The organism is Brucella anthropi ATCC 49188 (genome assembly GCF_000017405.1).
Classification (GTDB): domain Bacteria; phylum Pseudomonadota; class Alphaproteobacteria; order Rhizobiales; family Rhizobiaceae; genus Brucella; species Brucella anthropi.
Genome location: NC_009668.1, coordinates 555,348 through 572,847 on the forward strand (window position 1 = coordinate 555,348; position 17,500 = coordinate 572,847).

Consider the following 17,500-nt stretch of genomic DNA (forward strand, 5'->3'; position numbering starts at 1 on the left):
GGTTCACCTCCTTGTTGCACAGGAGGACGCCGGTGCCGGCGTCCTCCTGCCAGCACGCTGCCTATGCGCTGACCGCGAATTCGGTCATCATGCCTGTTTCAAGATGCGGCATGTGATGGCAATGCAGCATCCAGCGCGCGGCTTCTCCGGCATCGAGTGCCACGTCGACCATCGACATCGGCGGCACATACACCGTGTCCCGCTGCGCGCCCGTGACCGCACGTCCATTCAGCCCGACGACCTGGAACACATGGCCGTGGAGATGCATCGGGTGACCCATCATCGACATATTGTGGAAGGACAGCACGATCCGTTCGCCGCGCCTCGCGGTAACCGGGCGATGCTGGCCCCAGACGGCACCGTTGATCGTCCACACATAGGGCTGCATCGAGCCGCCCAGCATCACCATGTGGCTGCGGTCCACCGGCCGCTCCGGCAAGGATTCGGAAGCGATCAGGCGCGTCTCCTGCGCAAGGTCGGTGTCAAAGGCCGGTGCTTCGGTCTCTGCCAAAGCATCAATGTGCCGTATCTCGGCGCCCGGAGTGGCAAGGATCAGACCGGTGCGCTCCCGCGCGCCTTCTCGCAGCGCGAGGATCGGCCAGGCACCGCCCTCCGAAGGCAGGTCGATCTCAAGGTCGAGCCGTTGGCCCATGGCCAGACCGAACCTCGTGCCGGAGAGCGGCTGAACGGCATGGCCATCAACCGCGACGAGCCGGGCCTGCGCTTCGCCGGTGTCGAGCCAGAACACCGTCGCCGCAGCGGCGTTGATGACCCGCAGGCGGATACGCCCGCCGCGCTCGACCTGCACCACTTCCGGGTCCGAGAGCGTACGATCATTGGCAAGATAGGCGTCCCAGTCGTAGTCGTTGAGGTCCATCGTCATGCCGTCCATGGTCCCCATTCCCATCATGCCGCCCTTGGCGCCGTGATCCATGCCAGTCATCGGCATGTTTCCCATCGCGCCGTGGTTCATACCTGACATTCCGCCCGTGCCTGTGCCTGTGCCGCTTCCGTGATTGCCCGTGGCACCATGGCCGGACTTGATCTCCGCCATCACCTCTTCGGGTGCCTTGAATGAGAAATCATGCAGAAACAGTACCACCTCCTGCCGGTCAGCGGCGACATCCTCGGCGCTGCGCACGATCAGGGGCGCGGCCAGAAGGCGCATCTCGTGCAGCGGAACATGCGCGTGCATCCAATAGGTGCCGGGCAGCGGTGCGAAGTCATAGGCGCGAGTCTCGCCGGGGGCGAGCATCGGCAAGGGCATGTCGGGCACGCCATCCTGCGCATTGGGCGGGATCTGGCCGTGCCAGTGGATCAGTGTGGCGGTGTCGAGTTCGTTCGTTAGATCCACCCGGAACGGCATGCCGGGATCGAGTGTCAGGCCCTGTCCGGATGGCCCGGCAAGGCCCCAGACAGTGGCGGCGCGTCCGTCGATGTCGAGCGTGCGGCTGGCGGCGCGAAGCGATAGCGGCGTGGCGTCCTGCGCTGCCGCCATCCGGGGCACCTGAGCGTAGGCCAGCATGGCCGCGCCAGCGGCGAGAAAGCCGCGTCGTGAAAGGGTATTCATGGTCGTCTCCTCGGGACCGCAGTCCCGTTCCTCAAAGCTGTCGGAAGGCCGCGGGCCGAATGCCCGGGCGCGATCAGAGGAGACGGATCTTCGGAGGGCGTTCGTTCAGTCCGAGCGCCCGACCGGGAATGCTGGCATCAGGCGGCAGAACATAGGCGGTTGACGTGTATTGGTTTCCAGAACCACCGCTCGGTGATACGAGAAAGATTGAAAAACCTGCACAAACCAGTTCACAGGTTCCCGCATCCATGTCTGCCGATCCGCAGTGTTTGCTGGTGCATGCAGGCTCAATGCCGGCTGCAGAGTTTGTAATCTCGCCCACATGCACAGCCTGTTCCGGCGGTATGCTCATTCGTGCCGCGTGCGCGGAGAATGCCATCGTCATGACGGCGACGCCGATTATGGCAAGCATGGAGACAACGCGCGCAAACATACTGGAACGATAGGTACTACTCACCGGAATGTCTATTGCAAATGGTGTCGCACCACTGGCAAATCCTCCTTGCCATCTCGTGCGTTGCAATTCCTCGTTACTGAACATGCGTGCCATGCGAAAGAAGCTCCTAAATACATTCTGGGCAGGGTCGCTCCTCGCAGGTGCGATCGTGGCGACATTGGCTGGGTGGCATTACGCCCGTTCCGAATCCATCGCTGCGGCATCAGCGGAGGTCGTCGAGCAGGGCCGACAAGTCTATGCGGATCAATGCGCGTCTTGCCACGGTGCGAATCTCGAAGGGCAGCCGGACTGGCGCTCGCCGCCTCCCTCCGGTCGGCTGCCCGCACCGCCGCACGACGAGAGCGGCCACACCTGGCACCATGCCGATGAGATGCTGTTCCGCATCGTCAAGGAGGGTACAGCGGCCATCGTCGGAGGGAGCTATGAGAGCGACATGCCTGGTTTTGCCGATGCCCTGAGCGACGGCGAGATCCGGGCTGTCCTCGCTTTTATTAAGAGTACTTGGCCGGAACGAGAGCGCGGATATCAGGAGGAGGTCTCCCGCCGCCGCTGAGTTTCGGAGTCCCGCCTACGCGGGCAGTTGTTGACCTGCGAAGTCGGCATTGACCCGTCCCGTTTCCGGCTCATCCATCCTTGGGCCTCATTGAACGGATGATGTCCTAGTGATGCCGCTGACATTTTTTCGGAGGCACAGGAAGTTCTCCGATAGCCAGATAAGCTTGAGACAACGGCTTGTGCGAAGCTGCGACGCCGAGCCCTCGCGCATCAATCAGTTCAAGAGCCTGCAATAGCTTCTCGGCAACTTCCATGTCGCCGTCCGAACATGCCCGTTTGAACAGGTGCAGGATTTCGCCGGCAAGCGTCATGGCTATTGCTCCCTGGCACCGTGACCGCTTCTTTCCGCCTTCGCCGACACGACGGGCCTCGTGTGCTCGAACCTGTTCCCTGTCGCGCCGGAACGATCGCGGGTGTGTGTGGGGCTGGTCTCAGGGTCATCAGTCGTCGCCAACTCATCGATGATCGGGCAGTCCGGCCGGGCATTGCCCCGGCAGTTCTCGGCAAGGTGCTTGAGCGTCATGCTCATCTCCCTGAGTTCACGCGCCTTCCGTTCAAGTTCTTCGACATGCTCGAGCGCCACGCGCTTGACGTCCGCGCTCGCCCGGTCTCGGTCTCGCCAGAGCGCAAGCAGTTCCGTCATTTTCTCGACCGAGAAACCGAGATCGCGCGCACGCCTGATAAAACGCAACGTATGCACGTCCTTATCGGAGTAATCCCGGTATCCGCTATCCGTCCGCGACGCTTCCGCGATCAATCCGATCGATTCGTAGTAGCGGATCATCTTCGCCGAGACGCCTGATGCCGCCGCTGCTTTACCGATGTTCATCGCTGGTTCCTTTCTTCGACTTATGTAGGCGCTTCTTCGGGCGTAAAAAACACGTCCGCATGTATGTCCTCGCCGCGCAAGCCCAGTTCGCGAAGCATGATGCCGGAAGCATCGATCATGGCAGGCGGTCCGGCCATATATGCCTTCCAGCCATTGAGGTCCTGCACGTCACTCACGATCGCATCCGTTACCAGGCCGGTTCGGAAGTGATCGGATCGGCTCACCTCCGAAAGCACGGGCATGAAGGTGAGGTTGTCGTAGGTGCTCGCCAGAAGACTGAAATGATCGACGAGATAGAGATCACGTTCCGTCCGTGCCCCGAAATAGAGATGGATCGGCTGCCGCAGGCCGCTTGCCAGCGCCGTTTCGACAATCGACTTGATCGGCGCCAGTCCCGATCCGCCGGCGACCGCCAGAATTGGACCCGTATGCTGTTCGCGCAGAAACGAACTGCCGAGCGGCCCGCGAACCGAAACCTCGTCGCCGACCTTGAGTGACCTGGCGACGTGTTCGCTCGTCGCTCCACCGGGCACATGCCTGATGTGGAATTCGAGATGGTCTCGACCCGGCTGGTTCGCCATCGAATAGTCGCGCGCCGGAACGCCATCGAACGTCACCTGCGCATACTGGCCCGCCTTGAACGCGACGGCCTCTCCCGTTTCGACCTCCAGCCTGATTTGCCGGATGTCGTGGGTTGCGTCATCGATCGCGACAACCCGCGTGCGATAGGTGCGGACGGGAAGATCAAGCTGTTCTTCCTCCTCATCGAGCCATGCGACCGTGCAATCCGTGAGCGGCTGCGCGCGGCATGCAAGGATCAGTCCCTGAGACCGCTCATCGTCCGTCAGGGCAAAGCGCGTGTGCGGCAGAAGATCGACCTCGCCGCTGACCAGTCGGGACTTGCACGAGCCGCAGCGGCCCGAACGGCATCCATGAGGATATGCGATCCCTTCTTCTAGCGCTCTCTCCAGAATGGTTCGGCCATCCGGCACGTCGATGATGCGCCCCGCCTGCCGAATTTCGATTTGTCTTCCCATGACAATCTCCCTCAGGCGGCGCCCGATGACAGGGCTTCCGCCAGACGAGGTTTCTGGTCAGCAAAGGTGCCATAGAAGACCTGTTCGTTGACAATCGTGATCGGGGCAACGCGCACGCCGGTCCGCGCTTTCGCCTCTTCGGCGATCTGCGGATCTGACAGGTCACGCTCTTCGAATGGGACACCCTGGTCAGCAAGCCATCGCTTGACGGCATGGCAATCGGGGCAGGTTGGCGTGGTATACAGCACCACTGACGGAGTTCCCGTATTGGTCATCGCTTCATTCCTTTACATGTGGCGAGCCTGCCGAAGCAGGCTCGCCTGTTTCTCATTCCGCAGGCGCAAGTTCAGGCTGACGGGGCCGGACTGCGCCGCTTTCCGCCTGCGCGGGCGCGCGGAAGGTCTTGAGCCTCAGCGCGTTGCCGAGGACGAAGACGCTCGACAGGGCCATCGCGCCGGCGGCAAAGACCGGCGACAGCAGGATGCCGTAGGCCGGATAGAGCAGACCGGCGGCAACGGGGATCAGAGCCGTGTTGTAGGCAAAGGCCCAGAACAGGTTCTGCCGGATGTTGCCGATCGTCGCCTTGGACAGTGCGATCGCGTTCGGCACGCCTTGCAGGCTGCCCGACATCAGCACCACGTCGGCTGCCTCGATGGCAATGTCCGTACCCGTGCCGATGGCAAGGCCCACATCCGCTTCGGCCAGCGCCGGAGCGTCGTTGATGCCATCGCCGACGAAAGCGACCTTGCCATGCTGGGCTTTGAGGCGGCGTACAGCGTCGACCTTGCCGTCCGGCAGCACTTCCGCCACCACCTCGTCGATCCCCAGCCGAGCCGCGATGGCTTTTGCCGTGCGGGCATTGTCGCCGGTGATCATCGCGACCTTGAGGCCGAGATCGTGCAGCGCCTTGATCGCTGCGGGCGTCGTCTCCTTGATCGGATCGGCCACGGCGATAATCGCCGCGAGCTTGCCGTCGATGGCGGCATAGAGCGGTGACTTGCCCTCATTGCCGAGACGTTCGGCAATCTTGGCGAAGGCAGCTACGTCGTGGCCGAGGTCTGCCATGTAGCGGTCAGCGCCAATTTCGACTTGGCTGCCGCCGACCATGGCCTTGACGCCGAAACCCGTCACCGACTCGAAGTCCGACACGGCCGGCAGCGGGATGTCCTCCCCGGCGGCCGCATCCACGATCGCACGGGCGATCGGATGCTCCGACTTCGCTTCGACGGCCGCAACCAAACCGAGGACATTTGCCCGGTTGAATCCGATGGCCAGTTCCAGATCGGTGAGCGCAGGCTTGCCTTCGGTCAGTGTGCCCGTCTTGTCGACGGCGACGACCCTGGCGTCCTTGAGCAGCTGCAACGCTTCGCCCTTGCGGAAGAGCACGCCCAGTTCCGCACCGCGGCCCGTGCCCACCATGATCGAGGTCGGCGTCGCCAGACCCATGGCGCAGGGGCAGGCGATGATCAGGACGGCGACGGCATTGACCAGAGCGAAGGTCAGCGCGGGCGACGGGCCGAACCACATCCATGCGGCGAAGGTGAGGATCGCTACCGCAAACACCGCCGGCACAAAATACATCGTGACCTTGTCGACCAGCGCCTGGATCGGTAGCTTTGAGCCTTGCGCTTCCTCGACCATGCGGATGATCTGCGACAGCACCGTGTTGCCGCCGACCGCCGTCGCACGGATGGCAAAGGCGCCCTTCTGGTTCACCGTTCCGGCCACGACCTCGCTGCCATTCGTTTTGGACACCGGGATCGGTTCGCCCGTGATCATCGATTCGTCGACATAGCTCTGGCCTTCGATGACCTCGCCATCCACCGGGATGCGATCGCCGGGACGAACCTCGACGATGTCTCCCGACAGCACGGCGTCGATCGGCAGTTCGATCGTCTTGCCGTCCCTGCGCACGCGCGCCATCTTGGCCTGAAGGCCGACGAGACGCTTGATCGCCTCGGAGGTGCGTCCCTTGGCACGAGCCTCCAGCAAACGGCCGAGCAGGATCAGCGTCACGATGACGGCGGCAGCCTCGAAATAGACGTTCACCGTTCCGGCAGGCAGGAAACCGGGCGCGAAGGTCGCGACCAGCGAATAGCCATAGGCGGCGAGCGTGCCGACCGCGACCAGCGAGTTCATGTCGGGGGCGAGCCGCCACAGGGCGGGCAGCCCCTTGTCGTAAAAGCGGATACCCGGAACGAACAGGACGATGGTCGTCAACACGAACTGGATATACCAGTTCGTCTGCATGCCGATGGTTGAAGCGATCAGGTCATGCATGCCCGGAATGACGTGTGAGCCCATCTCCAGGATGAAGACAGGCACCGTCAGCACCGCCGCGATGGTGAAATCGCGGGTCAGTTCACGACGTTCCGCTTCCTTCTTTTCGGTACGATCATCCGTCTCGCCCTGGCTGGTTCCTGCCGCCGTGGCGATCACCCTGGCGTCGTATCCCGCGCCCTCGATGGCAGCCACCAAATCCGCCGCATCGGCGCTGCCCTGGATCGTGGCCTTCTCGGTCGCGAGGTTGACGACGGCATTAGTGACGCCGGGTACGGCCTTGAGCGCCTTTTCGACGCGTCCCACGCAGGATGCGCAGGTCATGCCCTCGATCGCCACTTCAAGCGAGGCTGCCGTCGGCGCGGAGAAGCTTGCCGCAACCTCATAGCCTACATCCTCCACGGCCTTGACGAGAGTGGCAGGATCGACCGCAGCGTTCGTGGTGATGCTCGCCTTTTCGGTCGCCAGATTGACGACCGCATCGGCGACGCCAGGCACGGCCTTGAGGGCTCTTTCGACACGACCTACGCAGGATGCACAGGTCATCCCCTCAATGGGGAGTGATATCGTTCCAGACAGGTCTGTTGCTCGAACGGGGGCATTCATAGCCGCCTCCTTTTTTGTCCCGAAATTCCAGTTCGGACAGAAGATGGGGTTTCCAACCATGGGAAGGTCAAGAGGACAAACAGAGAAAAATCGCCATTGACCTTCCCATGGTTGGAAGCCCCACATTTGGCAACGTGAGACCAAACAAGGAGAATTCTCATGGAACTCAGAATCGAGAACATGACCTGCGGTGGCTGCGCAAAATCCGTCACCAAGGCGATCCAGTCAGTCGACCCCACCGCCAGGGTGGAGACGAATCCGGAGGCGCGGGCGGTCAAGGTTGAGACGACTGCTAGTGCGGGGGCTATTCAGCAGGTTCTCGAAGAAGCCGGCTATCCTGCAACTGTAAACTGACCAGGAGCTGTGTCATGAACAAGCTCACCCCGATCTTCATTGCCGGCGCGTTCGTCATTGCTGGCGGACTCGCCTACGCACAGTCTCAGATGGACGAGCAAGGCCAAGGAGCGACCATGAATCACGGCGAACATGCCGGACACGGCGCCACCGCGCCTTCGGATAACCCTGTCATTCGCGCCTACCAGCAAGTCAACGACAAGATGCATGCCGATATGGCGATCGAGTTTACGGGCGATGCGGATGAGGATTTCATGCGCGGCATGATCCCCCATCACCAGGGCGCCATCGACATGGCTCGTGTCGTTCTCGAACACGGATCAGACCCCGAGGTGCGAGCACTTGCTGAGGAGGTCATCTCCGCCCAGGAGGCGGAAATCGCGCAGATGCAGGAATGGCTGGCCAAGCGCAGCCAATGAGACGGTGAAGGGCGGATCAATTCCGCCCTTTTCCTTTGCCGGTCATCAGCACGAGGACGGTTGCCACCGCGAAGGCGACAAGCGCCCCATCGGTGCGCCTTCGGTCAAGGCAAACGGCTCGCGTGGACGCTGAACCACGTCTGGAACCCTGTTTCGAAAATGGTGATGCGTCCGCGGGCCTCGACCAGGGATAACAGCGTATCGGCCAGATCCCTGACCGCAAGCAACCCGACCCGAAGCTCTCCAACTGCGGCGATCAGATTCTCGGCTCTGATCTTCATGTCCATCTCCTTCGTTTGGCCCTCCAAGATGAGGGTTCCAACCATTGGAAGGTCAACCCCACTGATGATCGCGACAATGGTGCAAAGCAGACAGAAAGCGCCGGCGAGATTTTTTGATCGGAGGGAACCAAGATGGCTCTCGAACCTTAAATATACCCATACGGGGTATTTTACGGCCATGTGCCAGAAGGACAACAAAGCCCTCCGCGCGAGGCTCAAGCGAATCGAAGGACAGGTGCGAGGGGTCAGCCAGATGGTGGCCGATGACCGTTACTGCATCGATATCCTGCATCAGATCCACGCCATCAAGGCGGCGCTGGCCAAGGTCGAGACCGAAATCCTCAAGACCCACGCCGCTTGCTGTGTCGAGGAAGCGATAGCGGCAGGTGATGCGGACGCGCAACGCCGCAAATTCAGCGAGTTGGTCGAGGTGTTCGCAAAAGCAAAACTCTGAAATCGAAGGACTGACGACATGGCCACTTCCACCGCAAAACGCGCCGACCTGCACAGGATGGTGACCCACGAACATACCTGTCCCTACGGTCTCAAATCGCTCGACCTCCTGAAACGGCAGGGCTACGAGGTCAACGATCATGAGCTGACGTCGCGCGCCGAGATCGATGCTTTCAAGAAAACGCACGGCGTCGACACCACACCGCAGACCTTTATCGGCGGCAATCGCATCGGCGGCTACGACGATCTTCTCGCCTTCTTCGGCAAGGAGGTAAAGGACAAGGACGCCACCACCTATACGCCGGTGATCGCGTTGTTCGCGATGGCTGCGTTGATGGCGCTAGCGACGAGTTGGGCCGCGTTCGGTACCCTTGCGACCGTTGCGGCGGCAGAATGGTTCATTGCCATCGCCATGTGTCTGCTCGCCCTGCAGAAGCTCAAGGACGTGGAAAGCTTCGCTACCATGTTCCTCAACTACGATCTGTTCGCCCAGCGCTGGGTGCGCTACTCCTACGTCTATCCGTTCGCCGAAGCGCTGGCGGGCATCCTGATGATGGCCGGCGCGCTGATGTGGCTGTCGATCCCCGTTGCCCTCTTCATCGGCACTGTCGGAGCCGTATCGGTCTTCAAGGCGGTCTATATCGACAAGCGCGAACTCAAATGCGCCTGCGTTGGCGGTGACAGCAACGTTCCGCTCGGCTTCGTCTCGCTGACGGAGAACCTGATGATGGTCGGAATGGCGATCTGGATGCTACTCAAGCCCATGGGCATCGGTCTCGGACATTAAGCGAAAACCAAGGAGCCACGAGATGACCCAATCGTCCCATAATGGCAAGCACGAACACGCCGATCACGGCGAAGGACGTCCCTACCTGATGTTCTGGATCAACATGGCGCTCGGCCTGATCGTCATGTACGTCGTCATGTTCTCGATGATCGACGGATTTCAAGATTTCCGAAACAATCTCAACATGTTCTACATGGCCGTGACCATGTGGGCGCCGATGGGCATCTTCATGCTGGCAACGATGCCCGGCATGTTTCCGCGAAAAGGGCTCAATATCACCCTCTACGCCGTCTTCCTCGTCTTGACGATCGCCTCATTCGCAGCCACACGAAGCCAAACCCTGATCGGTGACGGGCAGTTCATCGATTCGATGATCCCGCACCACTCGGGCGCGATCCTCATGTGCCGGGAAGCAGACCTGCGCGATGCTGAATTGCTGACGCTTTGCGAAGAAATCATCGCAGCCCAGCGCAGCGAGATCGAGCAGATGGAGACAATTAAGGCTCGTCTCGATCAAAGGCCCTAAGACCTGTTGCCTTGCCCAATAGCGTCCGAGAATGGCAGGCTCAATGAGGATTGCATGACAAAACATCATGAGGATGGTCGCAGCTTCGTCACGGTCGTCAGCAAAAGCCAGCCGTGCCGGACCTGCGGCGGCTATTCGAGACCTTGAATGCCGCTCACGAGGGCTTCTCTTGAGATCTCGCCCATGTGTACCGATTGCAGCGTCCCGTCGCTCTTGAGGAACAACGTAGCCGGCAGGCCCGGTACCTCGTAATGACGACCGAACTCACCGAGTCCGTCGAGCACCACATGCTCAAGCTCAAGATTCTCGGCTGTGAGGTAGCGCTGAATGATCTCCTGGCCTTCACCTTGGTTGACGAAGACAAGTTCGGCAGCGTCCGTATTTGCGGCAACGTCCGCCATCATCGGCATTTCACGGCGGCAGGGCGGGCACCACGTCGCCCACAGGTTGATGACCACAGGTTGACCTTCGAGTTCACTTGGATTGAACCGTTCTCCGGCCAGCGTGCGGTAGATGTCTCCGGTCGGCAGCGGTGTCGCCGGCACGCCGGCGCTGAGCTGCAGTACGAAGAACGCGACATAGGCCGCAGCGGCGCTCGGCAGGGCCGTCCACAATGTGAGCCGCAATTCGCGCCGGAAGCGAAAGAACGTGTAGGCGAACGCCAGCGCAATGCCGGCTTCGATCATGAAGCCGCCCTGCCACATGTAGAATACGCGCAGCGGCTCGGCGAGGAAACTGCTCGCGTGCTGGATGACGTGCCCGACGCGCGCGCCGACCACGAAAGCGACGGTCGCGCCCCAGGCCCAGGACGAAAAGCGCTGATCGACCTTGCGGGCGAGGATCTCGCTCAGCAGGAGAAAGGCGGCGATGGCGAGGATCGCGGCGAAGCGGTCGGGTGCGAAGACGAAAGGCCCGATGGCGACTGCGTTCATCTCACTGCCTCGCCTGAGAGACCGATGTCAGCAACGTATCGGTTGTCACATCGCCGATGAGGCGGGAGCCGTTTGCCTCCGAGGCATTTCGGTTGAAGAAGATCATGGTCGGTGGGCCGACCACAGCAAGATCGCGCATCAGACCCTGACTGGCCTCATCCAGTCCGGTCAGATCCACCTTGACACGCTGGAAGTCGTTCAGTGCGGCAACGATTTCCGTGCTCGAAAAGACGTCGCGTTCGATCGTCTTGCAGATGACGCACCAGTCGGCCGTGAAATAGACCAATGTCGGACGTCCGTTGGCAGAGGCAATCGCTTGCTCGACCTGCGGCGTCGAGTTTGCCTCGATGAATGTCATCTCGGACTGGGCGATCTGCTGGCCCGAACCGGTCATGACGAAGTGGGCGAGCGGACGTAGCGGGTCGGTCCCGCCCGACGCCGCCCCGATCGCCAGGATGACGCCGCCGAGGGAAACCCCAAGTCCGGCGGCTTTGCGGAAACGTGGCCAGGCACCCGCATCGGCCAGGAGCCGATCAGCGACGCCGATGAAGACCGCAACAATCAAGAGGAGGCCCGCCCAAAGCGCCAGCGTCACTTGCGGCGGCAGGATTCGGGAGACCATCCAGATCGCCGCGCCGAGAAAGACGAAGCCGAACGCGTATTTGACCTGCACCATCCACGCCCCCGCACGCGGCAGAGCGCGGCTCCCCATCGTGCCAAAGGCGATCAGCGGAATGCCTTGGCCGAGCCCGAGGGCAAACAGCGCACTCGCGCCGATCCAGGCATCGCCCGTATGTGCGATATAGAGAAGTGCCGCGGCGAGCGGCGCGGTGACGCAGGGACCGACGATCAGCGCGGAAAGGAAGCCCATTCCGGCGGCTCCGCCCACCGAGCCGCGCGTGCCGGCCTGTACCCCTGCCATCCGGCTGACCCAGGTGGTCGGCAGTTGCAGTTCGAACAGGCCGAACATCGCCGTCGCCAGCACGACGAACAGCGCTGCGACGGCGCCAATGGCGTAGGGCGATTGCAGCACCATCTGGAGGTTTTGGCCGGACCACGCGGCAACCACGCCAAGCAGGCCAAACGCTGCGGCCATTGCCAGCACATAGGCCAAAGACAGGATGAAGCCGCGCCGGGCCGTCAATGCCTCGCCCTCGCGCGCCAGGGTCGCGCTCAGGATCGGATACATGGGCAGCACGCAGGGCGTGAAGGCGAGCAACAGCCCGAAGGCGAGGAAACTCACGATCACCCAGATCGCACCGCCGCTGGCGAGAAGCGAGCCGACCATGCCGCCGTCCTGCGTGTCCTCAGCCAGGCTGAAGCCGCCGTTTCCCGTCCCTCCGGCAGGGGCGGCCGGAGTTGGACCTATGCCAAAGCCGACAACGGGTTCGGAAACCTGAAGGTTTGCCGTGTTGACCGTCAGGGTCAGCGGCGGATAGCAGATCGAATCCTTCTTGCAGCCCTGATAGGTGACTGCGACCTGCCCGGGCGCTTCAGTGCCGAGACGTGCCACCGCTTCAAGATAATAGACCTCCGAAGGACCGAAGTTGGCATCCTCTGTCTCCACGACGCCCGGTCCAGTCGACAGCGGGATCGGCTCGCCGGTCGCGGCATCCTTCGCTTCCAGATGATCGCGATAGAGGTAATAGCCTTCCTCGATTTCCCACCGGAGTTGGATCTGCTGATCCGCATTCCGCTCAACCGAGAAACGGAAGGCTTCCTCGGCTTGCAGGAGATCCTCCTGTTGCGCCGCGGCGGGCAGCGACAGGAAGACGAAGAACAGGCCAGCAAGGAGGCGGAGTATGGGCATTGAGGACATGAAATTACTCGGATGATCGCGATCGGGATGCATCAAGACGCTTCGCGAGCGTCTGCGACAACCTGGCGGAAGCCGTCCTCGTCGAGGGCGGAGGCGACGAGAAACCGACCGATCAGAAACACGGGCGTGCCACGCAGACCGAGCCCCTCGGCCTGCGCGTTATTGCGCTGAAGCAAGGCGGTGATCTCGGCGTCGCGGCGGTTGGCTTGGGTCTCGAGACCCGCCGTGTCGAAGCCGGCACCTTCCAATGCCTGTCGCATCTGCTCTTCTGGCACCCGCGACCCTTCGATACCCATCAACGCCAGATAGGCTTCCTCGTAGCGGTTCTGATACCCGGCCGCCAACGCCAGCTTTGCGCCATAGACCGAAGACTGCGCGAGGATCGGCCAGTCCTTGTAGACGTGACGCACATTGCCGTCCGATTCCAGCACCGTATTCAGCGGCTCGACGGTGCGCTTGCAGAAAGGACAGTTATAGTCAAAGAACGAGACGATCGTCAGGTCGCCGTTCGGGTTGCCGCCGACCGGCGCCTCCGGGTCGTTCAGGATCATCTCGGCTGACATGTCGTCGGCACGCACGGGCATGGCAAAGCCGGCGGCAGCGAGCGCCGCCAGGCCCGAGAGCAAGGTCCGCCGACTCAATGCACCGCGGAACGGCGGCCTACCCATAGCGAAAGGATGAGGTCTACGTGTGCAGAGGCGCCGATCGTGCATGGTCTCAAAGCTCCAGATCATGGATATTGAAGCGAGCGCACTCTCCCGAGCTTAAGACAGTCTTAAGGACCGCATTGAGCCGAAGATGCGACGGCAGTTTATCCTGACTCCGGACTATCGGGTGAACGGCCGCAACCGCCGCATGAGATCGCGCCTGCTGAACGGTCCGACCGAACGGGTGCCGTTGTATTCCTGTCCGGTGGCTGCATCCACGACGAAGAATGTCGGCGGGCCGCTCGCTCGAAGGTGGGAGAGGAGCTGGCGGTTTCCCTCGTCCATCGCCGTGACGTCCACCTTGACGAGAGGGACAGCCTCAAGGTGTTGCAGCACAGCAGGGTGGGCGAGGATTTCCCGCTCAATGCGGTGGCACACCGCGCACCAATCCGCACGGATGTCGATGAGCGCGAAGCTATGTGTTCGTGCGATCTGCTCCAGTCTCTCCCGGTAGGAAGCGACGTCCGTGACCATTGCAGCCGGATTGGCGGCGGCCATCCCGCTGGGAGTCGCCAACAATCCTACCGGCACCACCAGGCCCCCGAGCAGAAGCTCGCGGCGGGTCCATTGGTCATTCTTGCGTCGAGCATCAGCATCGATGCCGCATCCAACACCTTCCGCGGACGCTACGGCGTTGTTTCTTAAAAGTCGCGTCCGCATCCTCGTCTCCTTCACAGGACCGGCGGCAAAGCGGGCGTTCCTTAAGGCCCGCTTAAGGGCGGAAAAGTGCTCCTCGCCTGCGACGCAAGCCCGCGTTTCCAACAAAGTGCCCCCACCCAATCGAAAACCTGTTCGGCCGGATCACTTGAGCCGCAGGCCGGCGCCTGAAGTCCCCGCCGCTTCGCTATCTTCGGCCGCGCTTACCTTAAGCTGCTCTTAAGATGGGCATCGTGCTGTGCGGCCTGATTGATCGCAAAGCAGAGAGCGTACGAAACGTGAGCAAGCTACCGACACCCGCAATCGCGCGACGCGCTTTCCTCATTGGCGCCAGCGCAATGACTCTCGCCGGATGCGTTTCCACGAGGCAAACACCGCAAGTCGCGCAGCCGGTCTCGATGCCTCCTCCGCCGCCGACGCCCCCGATGTACTACGCACTGCCGAACGAGCGCTTCCCGATCCCGGAAGTCGACGTTTCCAAGGTCGATCCGAAATGGTGGCGGACGGAAGTCGACTATCCAACCGATGAACGAGCCGGAATCGTCATCGTCGATACGCCAAACCGTTACCTCTACCACGTTCAGCCTCACGGCCGCGCAACCCGATACGGTGTGGGTGTCGGCAGGGACGGTTTTTCGTGGGCTGGTCGAGGGCGTCATATCGCATACAAGCGGGAATGGCCGCGCTGGACACCTCCCGATGAAATGGTTGCGCGCCAACCCGAGTTAGAGCCCTACTCAATCGCCAATGGCGGCATGGACCCGGGGCTGAAAAATCCACTTGGAGCACGCGCCCTCTACATTCATGAAGGAAACCGGGACACGATCTATCGCATCCACGGAAACCCGGAATTCTGGACCATCGGCCAGGCCGTTTCATCAGGATGCATCCGGATGATCAATCAGGATGTCATCCACCTCGCCGACAACGTTCGCGACGGGAGCCCGCTGGTTGTGATAGCAGATCCGGCTATGGGGCATCTTTTGGTGGGATAGCTTCGTCGCGCGGCGAGAAGATCACTCCCTGCGTTGGCGCATCCTGCTGGCACTCCATCTTCTTGAAGATGAGTTGGCTGCGCCCCGCACCATGTATGTGCAACGGGTCACGCGGCGTTCGCCATCACCGCTTGCAGCCCTCCGCAATCGCGATTCTGAAGTCGTAGGTGCCAACCACTCCGCCCGAGCGCCAGTTCGACGATCGCGAGACCGAGACCGCTGCCGACCGGTACTTTGTTGCGGCCGCGAAAGAAGCGTTCGGTGACGCGGGCCAACTCCTCCTCGGGGATACCGGGACCATCATCCTCGATGATCATCTGGCCCTCTTCGGCGGGGCCGGCCACACGACACCTGACGACGCCTCCGGGCGGCGAATGGTTCACAGCGTTCTCCATCAGATTCCGGGCAGCAAGAGCGAACAGATCCGGCTCGATGTCCAGCTCGATGCGGTCAAGATCAGGGGAAACCTCGACCGCAACGCCCCTGGTCGGATCTGCTAATTCGTCCGCGAGCGCTCTCAGTATACTCCCGGGCCATACCTTCCCACTACGCTCGCCCTGGTCGAGCGCCTCAACCGCCGACATATCCAGCAATTGCCGAACGAGCCGGCCGGTGCGGTCTACGCCAACCATGATCTGACGCAATGCCTGCTCGCGGATCGTGCCATCGCCGCTTGCAAGCGCGACCTGCGCCTGCGTCTTGAGGCCGGCCAACGGCGTGCGCAGTTCGTGGGCGGCAAAGGCGGTGAAGTTGCGCTCGCGTTCCCGAAGCCCGGCCACGCGTGCAAACAATCCGTTGAGCGACTGCAAGACCGGCGCAATCTCCTTCGCGGTCTGCACGTCCTCGATCGGGCTGAGGTCGGAGGCGGGTCGTGCTTCCAGGTCGCCTGCGATCTTCCTTAGCGGCTCAAGGCCGCGCCTGACGCTGAGCCAGATCAGGACAGCAAGAACCGGCAACATCAGCAGGACCGGCAGGAGAAGACCGCGGATGACGTCGTTCACCAACCCGTTACGGATACTCAGATTGTCGCCGACCAGAACGCGAACACCGCGCTCGGTATTGGTGATTGCATAAACCCGCCACCGCTCACCATTTATCACGGTTTCGGAGATCCCGTCGGTGTGCTCCGACATTGCTTGATCGGGCGCCGCATCCGATCGCCCGATCAATGTCCCCTGCAGCGACCAGATCTGGCACGAAAGCTGGCGGTCATAGGCGCTGTGGCCGCGCACCGGCAGATCGGACGTGATCGTTTGCGTCGGATCGATGGCGATCTCCTGGCTGACGATCAATGAGGAAACCATCCGGCCGGCTTCCATCAGCCGCGCGTCGAGAACCCGTTCCACCTCCGCGCGCGTGGAAAGGAAAATCCAGACGACCGCCGACAGCCAGACGAGACCGGTGGTCAGGGCGAGGATCAGGAACAGCCGTTTGGAGATCGACGGCATCACGGTTCGTCTCCGAGGCGATAGCCGATCCCACGGACGGTCTGGATCATGCCCGGTCCCAGCTTGCCGCGAAGATGATGGATGTGGACCTCGACAGCATTGCTCTCGACCTCCTCCTGCCAGCCGTAAAGCTTCTCCTCGATCTGGCTCCGCGACAGGATCCGGCCGGGATGGATCATGAGGGCATGCAAAATCGAGTATTCGCGCCGCGACAGGCGGATGGGTTCGCCTTGGTGTTCGACATTCTGGTTTGCAGGATCGAGCCGCAGGCCGCGCCATTCGATAAGCGCCTGCGGCCGGCCAGCGGCACGGCGGACGAGCGCGCGCAGCCGCGCCGCGACCTCGTCGAGGTCGAACGGCTTGCCGAGATAGTCGTCGGCCCCCGCATCCAGTCCGTGAATCCGGTCGGCGACCTGATCACGCGCAGTCAGGAGGAGGACGGGCGTGGCGTCCTGCCGTTCCCGCAGGGATTTCAGCACGTCGAGGCCGGAACCGTCGGGAAGCATCAGGTCAAGCACCAGCGCATCGAACTCATGGTTCGTGAGAGCTGCGCCGGCTTCTTCGCAGGTTTTGACCGCATCGGCGGTGAAGCCGCCAATCGAAAGGCCCACCGTCAATCCGTCTCTGAGGACGGCATCATCTTCGACTATCAGCACGCGCATGGTTATCACCCGAGGTTCCAGGTCGCATTTCTATACGAGGCTTAAGGCAGCCTTAAGGATCGAACTTGAGCGCGCTCGATATCGTTCGGGGATTGGGCGCCTGTGATGTACCTCATCTTACCTGAG

21 protein-coding genes are annotated in these 17,500 nt (G+C 61.9%); 7 read left to right on the top strand and 14 right to left on the bottom strand.

Features of this window, described 5'->3' with window-relative positions:
* Positions 1-61: 61 nt before the first annotated feature.
* Both OANT_RS16735 and OANT_RS16740 read right to left on the bottom strand, forming a co-directional pair.
* On the bottom strand, positions 62-1,570 hold the full coding sequence (locus tag OANT_RS16735) for a multicopper oxidase family protein (protein ID WP_012092678.1): 1,509 nt from the start codon (positions 1,568-1,570) through the stop codon (positions 62-64).
* A 73-nt stretch (positions 1,571-1,643) separates the two neighbouring features.
* A complete protein-coding gene (locus OANT_RS16740) occupies positions 1,644-2,120 on the bottom strand; it encodes a hypothetical protein (protein ID WP_197057541.1) in 477 nt (158 codons plus the stop codon).
* A 55-nt stretch (positions 2,121-2,175) separates the two neighbouring features.
* Here OANT_RS16740 and OANT_RS16745 point away from each other — a divergent pair, with 55 nt between their 5' ends.
* Positions 2,176-2,580 carry a c-type cytochrome gene (locus tag OANT_RS16745; protein WP_244471115.1) on the top strand — a complete coding sequence of 135 codons (405 nt, stop codon included), beginning with the start codon at positions 2,176-2,178 and terminating at the stop codon, positions 2,578-2,580.
* Positions 2,581-2,686: 106 nt separating this feature from the next.
* On the opposite strand, the gene OANT_RS16750 is transcribed toward OANT_RS16745, so the two are convergent.
* Genes OANT_RS16750 through OANT_RS16770 form a run of 5 tightly spaced genes read right to left on the bottom strand, consistent with a single transcriptional unit; the run spans position 2,687 to position 7,334 of the window.
* Positions 2,687-2,893: a hypothetical protein gene (locus OANT_RS16750; RefSeq protein WP_028034408.1), complete on the bottom strand. Its 207-nt coding sequence runs from the start codon at positions 2,891-2,893 to the stop codon at positions 2,687-2,689.
* A 2-nt stretch (positions 2,894-2,895) separates the two neighbouring features.
* Positions 2,896-3,411 (bottom strand): Cu(I)-responsive transcriptional regulator, encoded by a 516-nt coding sequence (gene cueR, locus OANT_RS16755; protein WP_012092680.1) that lies wholly within the window; start codon positions 3,409-3,411, stop codon positions 2,896-2,898.
* Between the two features lie 20 nt (positions 3,412-3,431).
* On the bottom strand, positions 3,432-4,448 hold the full coding sequence (locus tag OANT_RS16760) for a 2Fe-2S iron-sulfur cluster-binding protein (RefSeq protein WP_012092681.1): 1,017 nt from the start codon (positions 4,446-4,448) through the stop codon (positions 3,432-3,434).
* A gap of 11 nt (positions 4,449-4,459) precedes the next feature.
* Positions 4,460-4,723: a glutaredoxin family protein gene (locus OANT_RS16765; RefSeq protein WP_012092682.1), complete on the bottom strand. Its 264-nt coding sequence runs from the start codon at positions 4,721-4,723 to the stop codon at positions 4,460-4,462.
* Between the two features lie 52 nt (positions 4,724-4,775).
* Positions 4,776-7,334 carry a heavy metal translocating P-type ATPase gene (locus OANT_RS16770; protein ID WP_012092683.1) on the bottom strand — a complete coding sequence of 853 codons (2,559 nt, stop codon included), beginning with the start codon at positions 7,332-7,334 and terminating at the stop codon, positions 4,776-4,778.
* A 159-nt stretch (positions 7,335-7,493) separates the two neighbouring features.
* Between OANT_RS16770 and OANT_RS16775 the strand changes: the two genes are divergently transcribed.
* Positions 7,494-7,688 (top strand): heavy-metal-associated domain-containing protein, encoded by a 195-nt coding sequence (locus OANT_RS16775; RefSeq protein ID WP_012092684.1) that lies wholly within the window; start codon positions 7,494-7,496, stop codon positions 7,686-7,688.
* A 14-nt stretch (positions 7,689-7,702) separates the two neighbouring features.
* Positions 7,703-8,107: a CopM family metallochaperone gene (gene copM, locus OANT_RS16780; protein WP_012092685.1), complete on the top strand. Its 405-nt coding sequence runs from the start codon at positions 7,703-7,705 to the stop codon at positions 8,105-8,107.
* Between the two features lie 104 nt (positions 8,108-8,211).
* On the opposite strand, the gene OANT_RS26765 is transcribed toward copM, so the two are convergent.
* On the bottom strand, positions 8,212-8,388 hold the full coding sequence (locus OANT_RS26765; RefSeq protein ID WP_156122387.1) for a hypothetical protein: 177 nt from the start codon (positions 8,386-8,388) through the stop codon (positions 8,212-8,214).
* 178 nt (positions 8,389-8,566) lie between these two features.
* Here OANT_RS26765 and OANT_RS16790 point away from each other — a divergent pair, with 178 nt between their 5' ends.
* Genes OANT_RS16790 through OANT_RS16800 form a run of 3 tightly spaced genes read left to right on the top strand, consistent with a single transcriptional unit; the run spans position 8,567 to position 10,154 of the window.
* Positions 8,567-8,842 (top strand): metal-sensitive transcriptional regulator, encoded by a 276-nt coding sequence (locus OANT_RS16790; RefSeq protein WP_028034411.1) that lies wholly within the window; start codon positions 8,567-8,569, stop codon positions 8,840-8,842.
* 18 nt (positions 8,843-8,860) lie between these two features.
* Complete coding sequence (locus OANT_RS16795) at positions 8,861-9,628, top strand: glutaredoxin family protein (RefSeq protein WP_012092687.1); 768 nt, start codon at positions 8,861-8,863, stop codon at positions 9,626-9,628.
* Positions 9,629-9,650: 22 nt separating this feature from the next.
* Positions 9,651-10,154: a DUF305 domain-containing protein gene (locus OANT_RS16800; protein WP_012092688.1), complete on the top strand. Its 504-nt coding sequence runs from the start codon at positions 9,651-9,653 to the stop codon at positions 10,152-10,154.
* Between the two features lie 131 nt (positions 10,155-10,285).
* On the opposite strand, the gene OANT_RS16805 is transcribed toward OANT_RS16800, so the two are convergent.
* From OANT_RS16805 to OANT_RS16820, 4 genes are all read right to left on the bottom strand, one after another.
* Complete coding sequence (locus OANT_RS16805; RefSeq protein ID WP_012092689.1) at positions 10,286-11,086, bottom strand: TlpA disulfide reductase family protein; 801 nt, start codon at positions 11,084-11,086, stop codon at positions 10,286-10,288.
* A 1-nt stretch (position 11,087) separates the two neighbouring features.
* Positions 11,088-12,938, bottom strand: a complete 1,851-nt coding sequence (gene dsbD / locus OANT_RS16810; RefSeq protein WP_012092690.1) for a protein-disulfide reductase DsbD — start codon at positions 12,936-12,938, stop codon at positions 11,088-11,090.
* Positions 12,938-13,546 carry a DsbA family protein gene (locus OANT_RS16815; protein WP_040128738.1) on the bottom strand — a complete coding sequence of 203 codons (609 nt, stop codon included), beginning with the start codon at positions 13,544-13,546 and terminating at the stop codon, positions 12,938-12,940. The genes dsbD and OANT_RS16815 overlap by 1 nt, the downstream gene beginning before the upstream one ends.
* A 186-nt stretch (positions 13,547-13,732) precedes the next feature.
* Positions 13,733-14,272 (bottom strand): thioredoxin family protein, encoded by a 540-nt coding sequence (locus tag OANT_RS16820; protein ID WP_012092692.1) that lies wholly within the window; start codon positions 14,270-14,272, stop codon positions 13,733-13,735.
* Between the two features lie 335 nt (positions 14,273-14,607).
* On the opposite strand from OANT_RS16820, the gene OANT_RS16825 reads away from it, so the two are divergent.
* Positions 14,608-15,264 (top strand): L,D-transpeptidase, encoded by a 657-nt coding sequence (locus OANT_RS16825; RefSeq protein ID WP_109707754.1) that lies wholly within the window; start codon positions 14,608-14,610, stop codon positions 15,262-15,264.
* 107 nt (positions 15,265-15,371) lie between these two features.
* Here OANT_RS16825 and OANT_RS16830 read toward each other — a convergent pair whose 3' ends face one another.
* Together OANT_RS16830 and OANT_RS16835 are read right to left on the bottom strand one after the other, a co-directional pair.
* Entirely contained in the window at positions 15,372-16,712 is a 1,341-nt protein-coding gene (locus tag OANT_RS16830) for an ATP-binding protein (RefSeq protein ID WP_012092694.1), read from the bottom strand.
* On the bottom strand, positions 16,712-17,374 hold the full coding sequence (locus OANT_RS16835) for a response regulator (RefSeq protein ID WP_012092695.1): 663 nt from the start codon (positions 17,372-17,374) through the stop codon (positions 16,712-16,714). Before OANT_RS16835 ends, OANT_RS16830 begins: the two co-directional genes overlap by 1 nt.
* Between the last annotated feature and the right edge of the window lie 126 nt (positions 17,375-17,500).

Excerpts from the sequence above, each read along its gene's own strand:
- OANT_RS26765 (WP_156122387.1), bottom strand. The coding sequence starts at position 8,388 with ATGAAGATCAGAGCCGAGAATCTGATCGCCGCAGTTGGAGAGCTTCGG.
- OANT_RS16805 (WP_012092689.1), bottom strand. The coding sequence starts at position 11,086 with ATGAACGCAGTCGCCATCGGGCCTTTCGTCTTCGCACCCGACCGCTTC.
- OANT_RS16740 (WP_197057541.1), bottom strand. The coding sequence starts at position 2,120 with ATGGCACGCATGTTCAGTAACGAGGAATTGCAACGCACGAGATGGCAA.
- dsbD (WP_012092690.1), bottom strand. The coding sequence starts at position 12,938 with ATGCATCCCGATCGCGATCATCCGAGTAATTTCATGTCCTCAATGCCC.
- OANT_RS16790 (WP_028034411.1), top strand. The coding sequence starts at position 8,567 with ATGTGCCAGAAGGACAACAAAGCCCTCCGCGCGAGGCTCAAGCGAATC.
- OANT_RS16765 (WP_012092682.1), bottom strand. The coding sequence starts at position 4,723 with ATGACCAATACGGGAACTCCGTCAGTGGTGCTGTATACCACGCCAACC.
- OANT_RS16760 (WP_012092681.1), bottom strand. The coding sequence starts at position 4,448 with ATGGGAAGACAAATCGAAATTCGGCAGGCGGGGCGCATCATCGACGTG.
- OANT_RS16825 (WP_109707754.1), top strand. The coding sequence starts at position 14,608 with ATGACTCTCGCCGGATGCGTTTCCACGAGGCAAACACCGCAAGTCGCG.
- copM (WP_012092685.1), top strand. The coding sequence starts at position 7,703 with ATGAACAAGCTCACCCCGATCTTCATTGCCGGCGCGTTCGTCATTGCT.
- OANT_RS16770 (WP_012092683.1), bottom strand. The coding sequence starts at position 7,334 with ATGAATGCCCCCGTTCGAGCAACAGACCTGTCTGGAACGATATCACTC.
- OANT_RS16775 (WP_012092684.1), top strand. The coding sequence starts at position 7,494 with ATGGAACTCAGAATCGAGAACATGACCTGCGGTGGCTGCGCAAAATCC.
- OANT_RS16750 (WP_028034408.1), bottom strand. The coding sequence starts at position 2,893 with ATGACGCTTGCCGGCGAAATCCTGCACCTGTTCAAACGGGCATGTTCG.
- OANT_RS16830 (WP_012092694.1), bottom strand. The coding sequence starts at position 16,712 with ATGCCGTCGATCTCCAAACGGCTGTTCCTGATCCTCGCCCTGACCACC.
- OANT_RS16735 (WP_012092678.1), bottom strand. The coding sequence starts at position 1,570 with ATGAATACCCTTTCACGACGCGGCTTTCTCGCCGCTGGCGCGGCCATG.
- OANT_RS16795 (WP_012092687.1), top strand. The coding sequence starts at position 8,861 with ATGGCCACTTCCACCGCAAAACGCGCCGACCTGCACAGGATGGTGACC.
- OANT_RS16800 (WP_012092688.1), top strand. The coding sequence starts at position 9,651 with ATGACCCAATCGTCCCATAATGGCAAGCACGAACACGCCGATCACGGC.
- OANT_RS16835 (WP_012092695.1), bottom strand. The coding sequence starts at position 17,374 with ATGCGCGTGCTGATAGTCGAAGATGATGCCGTCCTCAGAGACGGATTG.
- OANT_RS16820 (WP_012092692.1), bottom strand. The coding sequence starts at position 14,272 with ATGCGGACGCGACTTTTAAGAAACAACGCCGTAGCGTCCGCGGAAGGT.
- cueR (WP_012092680.1), bottom strand. The coding sequence starts at position 3,411 with ATGAACATCGGTAAAGCAGCGGCGGCATCAGGCGTCTCGGCGAAGATG.